Source organism: Amycolatopsis mongoliensis (assembly GCF_030285665.1).
GTDB classification, from domain to species: Bacteria; Actinomycetota; Actinomycetes; order Mycobacteriales; family Pseudonocardiaceae; genus Amycolatopsis; species Amycolatopsis mongoliensis.
Map to the genome: position 1 here is coordinate 3,239,944 of NZ_CP127295.1, position 14,171 is coordinate 3,254,114.

Annotated in this window: 15 protein-coding genes; 8 read left to right on the top strand and 7 right to left on the bottom strand. The window is 72.0% G+C overall.

The genetic code is table 11. From position 1 onward, the window contains the following. Positions 1-6: 6 nt before the first annotated feature. Positions 7-582, bottom strand: a complete 576-nt coding sequence (locus QRX60_RS15840) for a LysE family translocator (RefSeq protein ID WP_286001540.1) — start codon at positions 580-582, stop codon at positions 7-9. Between the two features lie 159 nt (positions 583-741). Between QRX60_RS15840 and QRX60_RS15845 the strand changes: the two genes are divergently transcribed. Next, entirely contained in the window at positions 742-2,913 is a 2,172-nt protein-coding gene (locus tag QRX60_RS15845) for a glycoside hydrolase family 15 protein (protein ID WP_286001541.1), read from the top strand. Between the two features lie 73 nt (positions 2,914-2,986). On the opposite strand, the gene QRX60_RS15850 is transcribed toward QRX60_RS15845, so the two are convergent. Further along, entirely contained in the window at positions 2,987-3,565 is a 579-nt protein-coding gene (locus QRX60_RS15850) for a peptide deformylase (protein WP_155540615.1), read from the bottom strand. 155 nt (positions 3,566-3,720) lie between these two features. Between QRX60_RS15850 and QRX60_RS15855 the strand changes: the two genes are divergently transcribed. Together QRX60_RS15855 and QRX60_RS15860 are read left to right on the top strand one after the other, a co-directional pair. Next, complete coding sequence (locus tag QRX60_RS15855; protein ID WP_003101701.1) at positions 3,721-4,029, top strand: DUF3263 domain-containing protein; 309 nt, start codon at positions 3,721-3,723, stop codon at positions 4,027-4,029. After that, a complete protein-coding gene (locus QRX60_RS15860) occupies positions 4,026-4,652 on the top strand; it encodes a LytR C-terminal domain-containing protein (RefSeq protein WP_286001542.1) in 627 nt (208 codons plus the stop codon). Before QRX60_RS15855 ends, QRX60_RS15860 begins: the two co-directional genes overlap by 4 nt. 86 nt (positions 4,653-4,738) lie before the next feature. On the opposite strand, the gene QRX60_RS15865 is transcribed toward QRX60_RS15860, so the two are convergent. The 3 genes from QRX60_RS15865 to QRX60_RS15875 form a co-directional block, all read right to left on the bottom strand. Continuing rightward, positions 4,739-7,006 (bottom strand): AAA family ATPase, encoded by a 2,268-nt coding sequence (locus QRX60_RS15865; RefSeq protein WP_286001543.1) that lies wholly within the window; start codon positions 7,004-7,006, stop codon positions 4,739-4,741. Between the two features lie 241 nt (positions 7,007-7,247). Continuing rightward, a complete protein-coding gene (pssA, locus tag QRX60_RS15870; RefSeq protein ID WP_286001544.1) occupies positions 7,248-8,201 on the bottom strand; it encodes a CDP-diacylglycerol--serine O-phosphatidyltransferase in 954 nt (317 codons plus the stop codon). A 3-nt stretch (positions 8,202-8,204) separates the two neighbouring features. Further along, entirely contained in the window at positions 8,205-8,930 is a 726-nt protein-coding gene (locus QRX60_RS15875) for a phosphatidylserine decarboxylase (RefSeq protein WP_286001545.1), read from the bottom strand. A gap of 259 nt (positions 8,931-9,189) precedes the next feature. On the opposite strand from QRX60_RS15875, the gene QRX60_RS15880 reads away from it, so the two are divergent. Then, positions 9,190-9,399 (top strand): hypothetical protein, encoded by a 210-nt coding sequence (locus QRX60_RS15880; RefSeq protein ID WP_286001546.1) that lies wholly within the window; start codon positions 9,190-9,192, stop codon positions 9,397-9,399. A 40-nt stretch (positions 9,400-9,439) separates the two neighbouring features. Here the strand turns inward: QRX60_RS15880 and QRX60_RS15885 are convergent, their stop codons facing one another. Next, entirely contained in the window at positions 9,440-9,724 is a 285-nt protein-coding gene (locus tag QRX60_RS15885; protein WP_286001547.1) for a GlsB/YeaQ/YmgE family stress response membrane protein, read from the bottom strand. Positions 9,725-9,796: 72 nt separating this feature from the next. On the opposite strand from QRX60_RS15885, the gene QRX60_RS15890 reads away from it, so the two are divergent. Both QRX60_RS15890 and QRX60_RS15895 read left to right on the top strand, forming a co-directional pair. Continuing rightward, complete coding sequence (locus QRX60_RS15890) at positions 9,797-10,357, top strand: ArsR/SmtB family transcription factor (protein ID WP_286001548.1); 561 nt, start codon at positions 9,797-9,799, stop codon at positions 10,355-10,357. Further along, positions 10,354-11,607 (top strand): MFS transporter, encoded by a 1,254-nt coding sequence (locus QRX60_RS15895; RefSeq protein ID WP_286001549.1) that lies wholly within the window; start codon positions 10,354-10,356, stop codon positions 11,605-11,607. The genes QRX60_RS15890 and QRX60_RS15895 overlap by 4 nt, the downstream gene beginning before the upstream one ends. Here QRX60_RS15895 and moeA read toward each other — a convergent pair. Beyond that, positions 11,561-12,754, bottom strand: coding sequence for a molybdopterin molybdotransferase MoeA (moeA, locus tag QRX60_RS15900; RefSeq protein ID WP_286001550.1), 1,194 nt, complete (start codon positions 12,752-12,754; stop codon positions 11,561-11,563). The genes QRX60_RS15895 and moeA overlap by 47 nt on opposite strands. Before the next feature lie 72 nt (positions 12,755-12,826). On the opposite strand from moeA, the gene QRX60_RS15905 reads away from it, so the two are divergent. Together QRX60_RS15905 and QRX60_RS15910 are read left to right on the top strand one after the other, a co-directional pair. Next, a complete protein-coding gene (locus QRX60_RS15905) occupies positions 12,827-13,504 on the top strand; it encodes a TIGR00266 family protein (protein ID WP_286001551.1) in 678 nt (225 codons plus the stop codon). Next, positions 13,504-14,127, top strand: a complete 624-nt coding sequence (locus QRX60_RS15910) for an AIM24 family protein (protein WP_286001552.1) — start codon at positions 13,504-13,506, stop codon at positions 14,125-14,127. Before QRX60_RS15905 ends, QRX60_RS15910 begins: the two co-directional genes overlap by 1 nt. Positions 14,128-14,171 lie beyond the last annotated feature (44 nt).

Below are 14,171 nucleotides of genomic sequence, written 5' to 3' on the forward strand. Positions count from 1 at the left end.
CCTCGATTACACCGTTGCAGGTGATACAAGTGTGCGCCTGGAGCGGTGGGAAAACCGTTCGCTGCTGGAGAACTCAGCCCTCGAGCGCGACGGTGACGCCGAAGCCCACCAGCAGCCCGCCCGAGGTGCGCTCGAGCCACCGCAGGCCGCGACGCAGGCCAGTAGCGCACCGGCGCCCGCGTGGGCCGGGACGAACTGCGGCAGGAACGACAGCGCGAACACGCCCGCCTTGGGGTTGCCGATGTTCGTGACGAGCCCGGACCGGAAGCCCGCGCCCGGCCGGATCGCCTTCTCCTCAACCGAACCGCGGAAGAACAGCGCCTTGATCCCGAGGCAGACCAGGAAGATCGCGCCTGCGATGCGCAGGACGTCGTACGCCGTCCGGGAGGCGGCGAGCACCGCGGTCAGGCCGAACACCGCGGCGAGCCCCCAGAACGCGACGCCGGCTTCGATGCCGGCGATGGTCGCGAAGGCGTTGCGCTTCGAGCCGCGGGCCGCCTGCTTGATCAGCATGACCGTCGCGGGCCCGGGGACCATCGCGATGAGGAACGCGGCGGGGATGAACGCGAGCAGGTTCGGCATCGCCCGATCGTCGCGGGCGCCGGACACGGTGGGCAAGCGTTTTCCCGGACCAGTGACGGTCAGTGGTTCACCGGTTCGGACCATGCGCCGGTGGAGGATCGGCGAGACACTTCCAGGCGCTTCTGTAACGGTGCAGAAGTGACTTTCTGTGGGGTTGATATGCGCAAACTCATGTTCGGCGCCCTCGCCGGGCTGCTGGTCACCGGATTGATCCCGGGGATCGCGGCGGCTCAGGGCGGTGGCGAGGCACCCGGTGCGCCCGGTGCCCATCCCAGCTGGCTGCCGGCGAACAAGACCGGGTTCGGCACCGCTCACGACCGGTCGAGCAACGTCTGGTTCACCCTCCAGGGTGGCCAGTTGTCCGAGGTCTACTACCCGGACCTGTCGACGCCGAGCGTCCGGTCGATGAACTTCGTCGTCACCGACGGCCGCAGCTTCGCCGTCACCGACTACACGGCGAAGTCCCAGCAGGTCCGGCGCACCGACGACGACAGCCTGACCTACGAGCAGACCATCACCGACGACCAGCACCGGTGGCGCCTGCGCAAGACGTACGTCACCGACCCGGCCGCCACGACGGTGCTGGTGGACGTCGACTTCCAGTCGCTCACCGGGCGGCCGTACCAGCTCTACGCGGTCGCCGACCCGGACCTGACCAACGACGGCTCGGACGACTCGGCCGCGCGGAAGGGCGACGCCGTCACCGCGCAGGACGCCACGAACGCGGCCGCGTTGACCGCGAAGCCCGCGTTCACCCGCACGAGCGTCGGCTATGCGGGCGCGTCCGACGGGAACACGCAGCTCGCGAAGACCTTCAAGCTCGCCGCGTACGACAGCGCCGCGAAGGGCAATGTCGTGCTGACCGGGCAGACCGCGGCCGACGGCGTCCGGAACCGGCACGTCACCCTCGCCCTCGGCATGGGCGCGAAGGCCGCCGACGCGCTCGGCAGCGCGCAGGCGTCGCAGCGACGCGGCGTCCGCGACATCACCCGCGCGTACGACCGAGGCTGGGAGCAGTACCTGCGCGGGGTGAGCAAACCGCCGTCGTCGCTGAAGACCGACGCCGAGCGCGACCTCTACAAGGCGTCGATGCTGACCCTCGCCGCGAGCGAGGACAAGCACCACCCGGGCGCCTTCATCGCGTCGCCGAGCATGCCGTGGCGGTTCGGGAACAACGACCCGGAGTGGTCGCCGTCCGGCACCTACCACCTGGTCTGGCCGCGTGACCTCTACCAGATCGCGACCGGCCTGGCGTCCGGCGGCGACACGGCCGCGGCGAACCGCGCGGTGTCCTACATGTTCGGCACGCAGCAGCAGGCCGACGGGCACATGCCGCAGAACAGCCGGGTCGACGGCGTGCCGTACTGGACGTCGATCCAGCTCGACGAAACCGCTTTCCCGATCGTGCTGGCCCAGCAGCTCGGCCGGACCGACCTGTGGCCCGGCGTCCGGAAGGCCGCCGACTTCATCCTCGGCTACCGGGGCCCGAACGGGCAGGCGTCGCCCTACACCCAGCAGGAGCGCTGGGAGGAGCAGGACGGCTGGTCCCCGTCGACCATCGCCTCGGTGATCGCCGGGCTCGTCTGCGCGGCGGACATCGCTTCGCACAACGGCGCGGCCGCCGACGCCGCCCGGTACCTCGCCGCGGCGGACAAGATGAAGGCCGACCTGCCCAAGCAGACGATCACCACGAACGGGCCGCTGTCGAAGGACCCGTACTTCGTCCGGCTGACCAAGGACGCGAACGCCAACGCTCCGACGACGTACAACCTCGGCAACTCGAGCGTGACGATGGACCAGCGCGCGGTCACCGACGCGGGCTTCCTCGACCTGGTGCGCCTCGGCGTCTACCGGGCCGACGACCCGGTGATCGTGAACAGCGTGCGCGTCACCGACAAGGAGATCGCGTTCACCACGCCGACCGGGCAGTTCTGGCACCGGTACACGAAGGACGGCTACGGCGAGCAGGCCGACGGTTCGCCGTGGGACTACACGTTCCCGGCGGAGAGCCGCACGACGTTCGGCCGGCTGTGGCCGTTGCTCGCCGGTGAACGCGGCGAGTACGAGCTGACGCTCGGCGACCCGTCGTCGGCCGCGCGGCGGCTGCGTGACCTCGGCCGGGTGAGCAGCTCGGCGGAGACCATGCCGGAGCAGGTGTGGGACGAGAACCCGCCGTCGGGCCAGACCGGCTTCCCGGCCGGCACGCCGAACACGTCGGCGACCCCGCTGGCCTGGACGCACGCCCAGTACGTCCGGCTGGCCTGGGACGTCAAGGCGGGCTCGGTCCTGGAGACGCCGAAGGTGGTCCGCTGCCACTTCCTCGGCTGCTGAGTTCGGCAAAAAGCCGTGAAGGCCTCCTTACCGGCTCTTATGGCCGGTAAGGAGGCCTTCACGGCTTTACGGGTCAGATGACGGCGCCGTCGTCCTCGGGGGTCTTCGGCGGCAGCCACGAGTTGCCCGGGACGCCCCACTTGTTGGACTTCAGCATCTTCTTCGCCGCGCGGGCGTGCCGCCCGACCAGCCGGTCGAGGTAGATGAAGCCGTCGAGGTGGTCGGTCTCGTGCTGCAGGCAGCGGGCGAAGTAGCCGGTGCCCTCGACCTCGATCGGGTTGCCGTCGAGGTCGAAGCCGGTCACCTTCGCCCACTTCGCGCGGCCCGTCGGGTACGACTCGCCGGGCGCCGACAGGCAGCCCTCCCAGTCGTCGTCCGGGTCCGGCATGGTCTCCGGGATCTCCGACGTCTCGAGCTTCGGGTTCACGACGAGGCCCTTGTGCCGGACGCCTTCGTCGTCCGGGCAGTCGTACACGAACACCCGCAGGTCGAGGCCGATCTGGTTGGCCGCGAGGCCGACGCCCTCGGCGGCGTACATCGTCTCGAACATGTCGTCGGTGAGCGTGCGCAGCTTCTCGTCGAACTCGGTGATCTCCCGAGTCGGCTGGTGCAGCACGGGTTCGCCGGCGATCACGATGGGGTGGATGGTCACGGCGAGCCAGTTTAGTCGGACCCTTCTGGTAGACCTGCATCAGACCGTGACGCGCCGACGCGGATGCCCACGTCGGCGGCGGCTTCCGTGGTTGAATGGCGCCCGCGGAAGAGCTAGGTCTGATTCGCCATGACGCCCGATTGAGAGGGACTCGGATGGACGCCGCGGAGTCGATGGCTGAGCCGCAGCCGTCGCCGCCGAAGCCCGTGCCCGGCCTGACCGAACGCGAGGTCGAGATCCTCGCCTTCGAGCGCCAGTGGTGGCGACACGCCGGGGCGAAGGAGAACGCCATCCGCGAACGCTTCGATTTGTCCGCCACGCGCTACTACCAGCTGCTCAACAAGCTGCTGGAGAAGCCGGAGGCGATCGAAGCGGACCCGATGCTGGTGAAGCGGCTGCGCAAGACCCGCGCCGCCCGCCAGCGCAAGCGTGGCGCCCGGCGACTGGGGATCGAGCTGAAATGAGCGTGTTTTCGGGAATGTCCCGGCCGATGAAGGCCGCGGGCGTCGCCCTGATCGGGGTGGCCATCATCGCCGCGGTGATCGGCGGGATCTCCGCGTTGAGCGGGGACGGGTCGAACGAAGCCGGGCCGAGCGGCACGCCGACCCAGCCGGGGACGTCCACCGGGTCGCAGCCGCCTTCGGGCTCGACTTCGACGACGCCGCCGCCGACCACCACTTCGCCGTCGTCGCCCACCCCGCCGTCGCCGACCTCGCCGACGCCGGGCCAGCCGACGTCCGGCCAGCCGGGGCAGCCCGGGCAGCCGGGCGACCAGCAGGCGTCCAACAAGTGGGTGACCGTCCGGGTCTTCAACAACTCCCTGATCAAGGATCTCGCCCAGCGGGCCGCCGCCGACTTCCGCGGCAGTGGCTGGAACGTCAACGAGGTCGGCAACTACTCGCAGGGCACCATCCCGACGACGACGGCCTTCTACCGCCCGGGCACCGACGAGGAAGCCGCGGCCAAGCAGCTCGCCCAGGAGTTCGGGATCAAGGCCGAGCCCCGCTTCCCGGGGATAGAGGGCGCGAGCCCCGGCGTGATAGTGATCGTGACGAAGGAATACGAGTCCGGCCACAAGGGCAGCTGACCCCGTAACTCGCGTGTTCGGGGCCGGAACTCACGAGTTCCGGCCCCAACACGCGAGATCCGGTTCGGATCACGCGAGTTGCGGCTTCAGTCCCCGGCCTGCGTTTTGGCGTAGGCCTCCAGCGCGGCGAGCTGGGCCGGGTCGAGGCTCGGACGGACCGTCTTGCGGGCACTGTCCAGGTGGACCGCGGTGACTTCGCGGGCCTCCAGGGACTCGCGCATCGCCGTCAGCGCCGCCTCGCGGATCAGGGCCGCGCAGTCGGCGGCCGAGTAACCGTCCAGAGTGGACGCGACCTCGGCGAGGTCCACATCGGAGGCCAGCGGCGTGTTCTTCGAGCTGGCCGAGAGGATCGCCGCGCGGGCTTCGGCGTCCGGCGGCGGCACGTAGACGCGACGCTCCAGCCGGCCCGGCCGCAGCAGCGCCGGGTCGACCAGCTCGGGCCGGTTCGTCGCGCCCAGGACGACGACCTCGCGCATCGGCTCGACGCCGTCGAGCTCGGTCAGCAGCGCCGCGACCACCCGGTCGGCGACGCCCGAGTCCGACGACTGGCCGCGGCGCGGGGCCAGCGCGTCGATCTCGTCGAGGAAGATCAGCGACGGCGCGGCCTCGGCGGCCCGGCGGAACAGCTCCCGCACCGCGCGCTCCGACTCGCCGACCCACTTGTCCATCAGCTCGGCGCCCTTGACCGCGAACACGTTCAGCGCGCCGGTGCCGGCCAGGGCGCGCACCAGGAACGTCTTGCCGCCGCCGGGCGGTCCGTACAGCAGCACCCCGCGCGGCGGTTCGACGCCGAGCCGGGCGAACGAGTCCGGATACCGCAGCGGCCACAGCACGGACTCGGTGAGCGACTGCTTGACGTCGACCATGTTCCCGACGTCGTCCAGCGTCAGCCCGCCGGTGGCCAGGTTGTCCGAAGTGGACATCGACACCGGGCGGACGGTGGCCAGCGCGTCGAGGAGGTCCTGCTGCGAGATCCGCGGCTCGTCCGCCTCACGCTGGCGCAGCGCGGCCCGCAGCGCCGCGTCCCGCCGCAGCGCGATCAGGTCCGCGGCGACGAACCCCGGCGTCCGCTCGGCCAGGACGCCGCAGTCGATGCCCGTGTCGAGCGGGACGTCGCGGAGCAGGACGTTCAGCAGCTCCCGCCGCGTCTTCGCGTCCGGCAGCGCCAGGCTGAGCTCGCGGTCCAGCAGGTCGGCGGTGCGCAGCCGCGGGTCGGCGGCCTCCGCACGGGCCGTCGTCGCGACGACGGCGAAGCGCTCGCGCCGCAGCGCCGTCCGCAGCTCCTCCAGCACGACGGTGGCGACCGGCGGCGGCGTGGCCGCGGGCAGCAGCGCGTCGACGTCGGTGAGCAGCAGCACGGTCGGCCCTTCCGCGGCGCGGATCGCCTCGCGCAGGCGCGAGACCGCGACGTTCGGGTCCAGCACCGCGAGGTTCGGCGCGGCGACCGGCACCACGCGGATGTCGGATTCGTTCGCGACCGAGCGGACGAGCGTCGCCTTGCCGACGCCCTCGGGACCGGACAGCAGGACGCCGAGGTGGGCGGGCGCGCCCAGCCGGGCCAGCAGCTCCGGCCGGTGGAACGCCAGGTCGAACCACTCGGCCAGCTTGCGCGCGGTCGCTTCGGCGCCGATGAGGTCGGCCAGTGGCACGGTCTCCTCGACGGTCTCCTCGATCACCACCTCGTCTTCGACGATCTCCGCCTCGATCCACTCCTCGGCCGCCGTGACGGCGGAGGTGCGGACGAGCGCGGTCGCCGTCCGGGGTGCGGCGGGCTGGGGCGCCTGCCGCGCGCCGTCGCGCCAGACGACCACTGTGGACGGTCCGACCGCGACGGTGCCGGCCGGCTCGGTCGCCGTGACGGTCAGCAGCTCGTTCGTCCAGGTCGCGCCGATCGCCCGCGACAGCTGGCCGCGCAGGCCGGCCGGGTCGGACCCCGGGCTCGGCGCGAGGTCCTGCGGCAGCAGGGAGACGGCGTCGCCGACGGTGAGCACCTTGCCGATGAGGGCGAGCCGGAGCATGTGCGGGCTGACCGAGACGCTGGCCAGCCGCGACCCGGCGACGGTGACCGTCTTCGCCGCGGAGACCTCGGCGGGCGCGACCACGACCTCGGCGCCCTCGGTGACGCCGAGGTTCGACATGGTGACGTCGTCGGTGAGCACGATGCCGGGCACGTCGGCTTCGTCGGTGGGCGCGGCGAGGGCGGCGCTGACCCGGGCGCCGGTGAGGTGCACGGCGTCCCAGGCCCGCAGGCCGAGCGCGTCGAGCACTTCGGGATGCAGCCGGACGACGCCACGGCGGGTGTCCAGCGCGGACGGCGTGTGCCGGACGGTCAGCGTGATCTGCGGGTGGCTCACGCCGTTCACCCTAGCGATGCCGAGCGGCCCCAGGCGTCGAAGCAGGTGACGTCTTCGACCGCCGGGCGGAAGTCGCACCGGGTCGTGTCGTCCCCACAATCACGCGTGTCGACCCTCTGATCACGAGTGTCGGCTTCTCGATCACGCGCGACCGCCGTGCCTCGAAGGGCAACCGCGTGATCAGAGGGTCGACATCTGTGTCTGGAGGGTCGACACCTGTGATTGGGGGGTCGACACGGCCTTACTTGCGGCGCAGGCCGATCTGGCGCCACGAGCGGCGCCGCGGGCCCTGGCCGTTTTCGCTGCCGCGGGGGGTGCGGACCGTCTCGCCGGTGCGGGGCAGCCGGACCGCGCGCATCGCCGCGCCCGCGACCCGGCGGCGCAGCGGGGGACGCAGGCCCAGGCGGCGCGGGGAGCGGGCCCGGCGGATCGCGCGGCGCTCGCGCGGCGGGACCGTCCAGGCCTCCGGGTGCGCGGCCAGCCAGCGGTGCCGGTAGACCGAGTACGGGATGTGCGCCAGGTACAGGATCATCGCCGCGATCAGGGCGACCAGCGGGAACTGGATGATCGCCGCAGCCAGCAGCGCGACGCCGATCAGCAGCGGCGCGATCGCCTTGGCCGGCGCCTTGACCGTCTTCAGCGACAGCGTCGGGATGCGGCTGATCAGCAGCGCCGCGATCGCGATCGTCCACGCCCACACGACCCACTGCGACGACCACCAGCCGCCGCCCCATTGCAGCCAGGCCACCAGCGGCAGCATCGCGAGCAGGCCACCCGCCGGCGCCGGGACGCCGACGAAGAACTCGCTCGCGTACGGCGGCTGCTCGGTGTCGTCCAGCAGTGTGTTGAAGCGGGCCAGCCGCAGGATCATGCAGACGGCGAAGATCAGCGACGCCACCCAGCCGATCCGGTCCGCGCCGGTCTGCCACACGTAGATGACCAGCGCCGGCGCGACACCGAACGAGATGCCGTCGGACAGCGAGTCCAGCTCCGCGCCCATCTTCGACGTCGCGTCGAGCAGGCGGGCGATCCGGCCGTCCAGGCTGTCGAGCACCGCCGCGATGCCGATCGAGGCGATCGCCATCGCGTAGTTCTTGGTCAGCGCGAACTGGACGGCCGACAGGCCCGCGCACAGCGCGAGCACGGTGATGGCGTTGGGCAGCAGCCGGACGCCGGGGGTGGTCACGCGGACCATCGATCAGCCTTTCGCAGGCGCGGCAGGGAGTTCGGCGATCACGGTCTCGCCGCCGACCGTGCGCTGGCCCTTGCTGACCAGCACCCGGGAACCCGGCGGGAGGTAGAGGTCGACCCGCGAGCCGAAGCGGATGATGCCGTAGGTCGAGGCGGCGCCGACCTTGTCGCCCTCGCGGATCTCGCAGAGGATGCGACGCGCGACCAGCCCGGCGATCTGCACGACGACGAGCTCGTGGCCGTCTTCGGTGCGCATCAGCACGGAGTTGCGTTCGTTGTCCTCGCTGGCCTTGTCCAGGTCGGCGGAGAGGAACTTGCCCGGGCGGTAGGCGACGCGCTCGATCACGCCGTTCGCCGGCACGCGCTGGACGTGCACGTCGAACACCGAGAGGAACACCGACACGCGCATCCGCGGCTCGGCCGGCAGGCCGAGCTCGGCGGGCGGGACGGCTTCCTCGATCAGCGACACGAGACCGTCGGCCGAGGCGAGCGCGACGCCGTCACGCGGCGGCGGGACCCGCTTCGGCTCGCGGAAGAACGCGGCGGTCGCCACGGTCGCGAGTGCACCGACGACCCCGAGGCGCTTGGAGAACCGGCGCGCGAGCAGCGTCGCGGCGACCCCGCCCGCCACGAACGGCCGGCCGGCCGGGTGCATCGGCGGCAGCGTTTCGCGGGCGAGCTGGAGGGCGTGCGCGACGGGGTTGCCGGCGGGCTCCGGCCGGGTGCCGCTCATGGTCGGGTCCCCTGTTTTCGTGTCGGAAGGACGGGTCGGCGCCGGGGTCCGGCGGCCGCGTACGGGCGCCACCACGCTACCGCTGCCCCAGGTGGGGCTCGGCGCGCGCCCCTGGTCGGCTCCCTCGTGAGGGTGTCCCCGCAGCGGGTGGGAGCGGCCACATTCCGGTAACGCAAAGTCGAATTCGGCGACAACACTGAGTAGTTGACGCCGCTCGGGGCGCTGCTGCGCGTACCGCGCCATGACTTGTGGGGGGACGATGACCGATCACCGCGACGCGGCCGATGCCCGCCTCGACGAGCTTCTGGGCGCGTGGTGCCGGGAGATCGACGAGGTGCCCGTGCCACGGCTGGTGGACCCGGAGCGCGCCGTCGACGTCGTCATCGAGGCGAAACGCGGCCGGGTGCATGCGCCCCCCGACGGCGCAGGCACCCGGCCACCGGGCGATGCGCGTGAGGAAGCATTTTAACTCCCCGGAGCGGCTTCGATCACTATTCGTCCGGCAAAAGTTACGAACGGTCACTCGGACGACGGCCGAGACCGCTCACGACCCGCAGGATCGCCAGCAGCACGACGGCGCCGAGGATGGCCACGCCGAAGCTGGGGAAGTCGAACTCGAACGTCATCGGCCGGCCGATCGCGAGCCGGTAGAGCAGCCCGCCGAGTGCCGCGCCGACCACCCCGACCAGCACGCTGACCAGGCAGCCCTGCCGGCGCCGGTCCCGGCCGCCGACGACGAGGTTCGCGGCCCAGCCGACGATCGCGCCGAAGATCACCCATGCGACGAAACCCATGGCGGGAGCTTACGCGAGCAGTCGCACAAGAGGTATTGCACAAGAGTTGTTGTACAACTACTCTTGTGTGACATGAGCGATGAGGTCCGGGACATCCGGGATTCGAAGGTGCTGGCGGCGGTGTCGCACCCTTTGCGGCGGCGGTTGATGGAACTGCTCCACCTGGACGGCCCGGCGACGGCGTCGATACTCGCGGGGAAGACCGGCCAGGCGGTCGGCAACATCAGCCACCACATGAAGGTGCTGGCCGCGGCCAAGCTGGTCGAAGAGGCCCCCGAGCTGGCGCGTGACCAGCGGGAACGCTGGTGGAAGCGCAGTGCGAAGACACTCCGGTGGGCCGCCGCGGACTTCCCGGACGATCCGGTCGCCGAGGCCGCCGAGGTGCTCACCCTCGACCACCAGATGGCGATCGCGCGCGAGTGGATCGCGAACCGTGAGACCTACCCTGAGCAGTGGCGCGGCTCGGCGTTCAGCACCGACACCTGGATGCGGCTGTCGGTTGCCGAGCTCGAGGAGCTGAACGAGCGGATCCTCCTGCTGCTCACCGAGTTCGAGAACCGCACTGAACCGGGTGACGGCGTCGAACGCCGTCCCGTCTTCTTCGCCGCGCGAGCTTCGCTGGGCCAGCCGTGAAGGGGCTCTGGGGGAACCGCGACTTCCGGCTGCTCTGGACCGGCGAGACCACGAGCATGCTCGGCAGCATGGTCGCGAGCACGGCGTTGCCGCTGGTCGCGGTGGTCACGCTCGGCGCGAGCACCTTCGAGGTCGCGCTGCTGACGGCGGTCGCCTGGCTGCCGTGGCTGGTCGTCGGCCTGCCCGCCGGCGCGTGGGTCGACCGGCTCCCGAAGCGTCCGGTGATGCTGACCTGCAACGCCGTGTCGATGGTGGTGTTCGGCAGCGTCCCGGCCGCCGCCGCGTTCGGGGCGCTGACCATGTCGTACCTGCTGGCCGCCGCCCTGCTCGGCGGCGTCGCGAAGGTGTTCTTCACCCTCGCCTACCGGGCCTACCTGCCCGTCCTGCTCGGCAAGGACGACCTCCTCGAAGCCAACGCGAAGCTGCAGGGCAGCGAGTCGGCGACCCAGGTCGGCGGACCGGGCCTGGCCGGGCTGCTGGCGCAGGCGTTCGGCCCGGTCAGCGGCATCCTCGCCGACGCGGTCAGCTTCGGTGTCTCCGTGCTGTGCGTGCGCGCGATCCGGGTGCGCGAGACCGTGGCCCCGGCGGTACGGACGCCGTTGCGCAGCCAGATCGGCGAAGGCCTGCGGTTCGTCATGGGCGACCGGTACCTGCGGTCGCTGATGGTGTTCGGCGCGGTGTCGAACCTCGCGCTGACCGGCTACAGCTCCATCCAGATCGTCTTCCTGTCCCGCACGCTCGGTGCCGCGCCCGGCCTGGTCGGCCTGGTGCTGGCGCTCGCCGCGGCCGGCGGGATCCTCGGCGCGGCGCTGGCCGGGCGGCTCGGCGCCCGCTTCGGCACCGCCCGCGCGTTCCTGCTGTGCGAGGTGGCCGCGGCGCCGATGATGGTGCTCGGGCCGTTGAGCGGACCGGGCTGGCGGCTGTCGCTGTTCGTCCTCGGCGTGTTCGGCGTCTGCGCGGGCGTCGTCGCGTCGAACGTGCTCACCACGACGTTCCGGCAGGCGTACTGCCCGCCGGAGCTGTTCAGCCGGATCACCTCGAGCGCCTCGCTCGCCGCCTACGGCACGATCCCGCTGGCCGGGGTCCTCGGCGGCGTGCTCGGCGAGGTGCTCGGCGTCCGCGAGACGCTGTGGGTGGCGTCCGTCGTGCTGGTCGCCGCGCTCCCGGTCCTCGCGCCCTTCCGGAAGCTGCGCGACTTCCCGGTCACAGCAGCAGGACGTCCACTTCCTCGCCTTCCGCTGCCGACGTGACGTCCTCGGGCAGCACGATCAGGCAGTTGGCCTGGGTGAACGCGGCCAGCAGGTGCGAACCGGGGCCGCCGCGGGGCCCGACGACCCCGGTGACCTCCCGGTCGGACGGCGTGAACACGCCCCGGCGGTACTGGCGGCGCCCGGCCGGCGAGGACATCGCCTCGGTCAGCCGGGCCCGCACCCGCCGCCGCGAGACGTCGGTGTGGCCCATCGCCGTCAGCAGCGCCGGGCGCAGGAACGCCTCGAACGACACCAGGACGCTGACGGGGTTGCCGGGCAGGGTCACCACCGGCACGCCCTGCCAGCGCCCGCAGCCCTGCGGCCCGCCCGGCTGCATCGCGATCTTCGCGAACTCGACGCCCTGGCCGGTCAGCGCGTCCTTCACCACTTCGTACGCGCCCGCGCTGACCCCGCCGGAGGTGACCAGCAGGTCGGCGTCGGCCAGCTTCGGCTCGATGACCTTGCGGAACTCCTCGACGTCGTCGACGACGCTGCGGACCACCTCGACCTCGCAGCCGAGGCCGCGGACCGCCGCGGCGAGCATCACGCTGTTGGACTCGTAGATCTGGCCGTGCCGCAACGGCGCCGGCGCGTCGATCAGCTCGGTGCCGGTCGAGGCGATCAGCACCCGCAGCGGCCGGTGCACCCGCACCTCGGCGAGCCCGACGGCGGCCGCCAGCCCCAGCTGCGAGTGGCCCAGCACCGTACCGGCGTGCAGCGCGACGCTGCCTTCGACGACGTCCTCGCCGGTGTGCCGGATGTGCGCGCCTTCCTTGGCCGCGGCGGAGATGGTCACGGTCTCGGTGCCGCCGTCGGTGTCCTCGACCATCACGACGGCGTCCGCGCCGGGCGGCAGCGGGGCACCGGTCATGATCCGGTGCGCCGTGCCCGGTTCCAGCGTCCCGACGTCGACGCGGCCCGCCGGGATGTCGTCGGCCACCGGCAGGGTCACCGGCGGGGCCGCAGTGTCATGGGCGCGGACCGCGTAGCCGTCCATCGCGGAGTTGTCGAAGGGCGGGAGGGAAACGCCGGCCCGCACGTCCTCGGCCAGGACGAGGCCGGCCGCGGCGGCGAGGGGCAGGGCGGTCGCGGGGGAGCTGCCCAGGAGCGCGGCAACGCGGTCGCGGTAGTCGTCGACGGAGATCACCGGACCATCCTCCCCGTCCTGGAGCGGCGTGCAAGACTCTGCCCGTCACGAGCACGCCGTAGGGGAGCACGCATGCAGGTCGGAGTCCGTCAACAGCCCTCGTTCGCCGTCGCCCGGCTGATGCTGGCGCCCGGCGAGCCGTGCCAGGTCGAGTCCGGCGCGATGATGGCCACCAGCTACGGCGTGCAGGTCCAGTCGCAGTCCCAGGGCGGGATCATGAAGGGCCTCGGCCGCGCGTTCCTCTCCGGCGAGTCCTTCTTCATCTCCACCTTCACCGCGCCGCAGAACGGCGGCTGGGTCGACGTCGCGGCCAACCTCCCCGGCGACATCCAGGTGATCCAGCTCGACGGCCGGACCGGCTGGGCCGTCACCCGCGGCTGCTGGCTCGCGTCGTCGCACGGCGTGCAGACCGAGACCAAGTGGGGCGGGATGAAGAACCTGATGGGTGGCGAAGGCGGGTTCCTGACCCACGCCACCGGCCAGGGCCAGCTGCTCGTCGCCTGCTACGGCGCGGTCGAGACCATCACCCTGCAGCAGGGCGAGATGGTCACCGTCGACACCGGGCACGTCGTCGCGTACGCCGACACCGTGCAGTACCAGATCCGGAAGGTCGCGACGGGCATCATCCAGTCCATGAAGAGCGGCGAAGGCCTCGTGTTCGACTTCGCCGGTCCCGGCCAGATCATGACGCAGACGCGCAACCCGTCCGCGCTGGTCAGCTGGATCGTCTCGCACGTCCCGTCCCGCTGATGCGCGTCCAGACCCGGCACACCCCCGTCTTCGGCGTCGCCCGCGTCCTGCTCGACCCCGGCGAGTCGGTGCAGGCCGCGCCCGAGACGCTGCTCGCCAGCCGCTTCGGCGTCACCGAGGCACCGGTGGGCCGCGGGGGCGTCCGCGCGGGCAAGTCCGCCGCGGTCGTCTACACCGCGCCGTCCGACGGCGGCTGGATCGACTTCGCGCCGCTGCGCCCCGGCGACGTCTACCCGCTCGACCTGGGCGGCGGCACGGGCTGGTCGGTGCACCGCGAAGCCGTGCTGGTGCGGCCCTCGTCGGTCCGGCACGACCCGAACTGGGCGCCGCTGCAGCAGCTCTTCGGCGCGGACTCCGGGTTCCTCGAGCACTACAGCGGAACCGGGCCGCTCGTGCTGGCCGCGCCCGGCCCGGTCGACGCGTTCGAGCTCGGCCAGGGCGAGCTGGTCACCGTCCGGCCGGACTACCTGCTGGCCTACCCCGACACCGTGCAGTGCCGGCTGCGGGCGCTCGATCCCGGCGGGCCGCAGTCGCTGCGCACGGGCGAAGGGCTCGCGGTCGACTTCGCGGGGCCAGGGACGGTGCTCGTGCAAGCGCGGAACGGTCGTCTTTCCCGCACGTGATCTTCGGACGAATTGCCCATTGCCGAGGGGAATAATTCCGGTAG

Coding starts and splice junctions, on each gene's coding strand:
- QRX60_RS15840 (WP_286001540.1), bottom strand. CDS start 582: ATGCCGAACCTGCTCGCGTTCATCCCCGCCGCGTTCCTCATCGCGATG.
- QRX60_RS15845 (WP_286001541.1), top strand. CDS start 742: ATGCGCAAACTCATGTTCGGCGCCCTCGCCGGGCTGCTGGTCACCGGA.
- QRX60_RS15855 (WP_003101701.1), top strand. CDS start 3,721: ATGGACGCCGCGGAGTCGATGGCTGAGCCGCAGCCGTCGCCGCCGAAG.
- QRX60_RS15860 (WP_286001542.1), top strand. CDS start 4,026: ATGAGCGTGTTTTCGGGAATGTCCCGGCCGATGAAGGCCGCGGGCGTC.
- pssA (WP_286001544.1), bottom strand. CDS start 8,201: ATGGTCCGCGTGACCACCCCCGGCGTCCGGCTGCTGCCCAACGCCATC.
- QRX60_RS15875 (WP_286001545.1), bottom strand. CDS start 8,930: ATGAGCGGCACCCGGCCGGAGCCCGCCGGCAACCCCGTCGCGCACGCC.
- QRX60_RS15880 (WP_286001546.1), top strand. CDS start 9,190: ATGACCGATCACCGCGACGCGGCCGATGCCCGCCTCGACGAGCTTCTG.
- QRX60_RS15885 (WP_286001547.1), bottom strand. CDS start 9,724: ATGGGTTTCGTCGCATGGGTGATCTTCGGCGCGATCGTCGGCTGGGCC.
- QRX60_RS15890 (WP_286001548.1), top strand. CDS start 9,797: ATGAGCGATGAGGTCCGGGACATCCGGGATTCGAAGGTGCTGGCGGCG.
- QRX60_RS15905 (WP_286001551.1), top strand. CDS start 12,827: ATGCAGGTCGGAGTCCGTCAACAGCCCTCGTTCGCCGTCGCCCGGCTG.
- QRX60_RS15910 (WP_286001552.1), top strand. CDS start 13,504: ATGCGCGTCCAGACCCGGCACACCCCCGTCTTCGGCGTCGCCCGCGTC.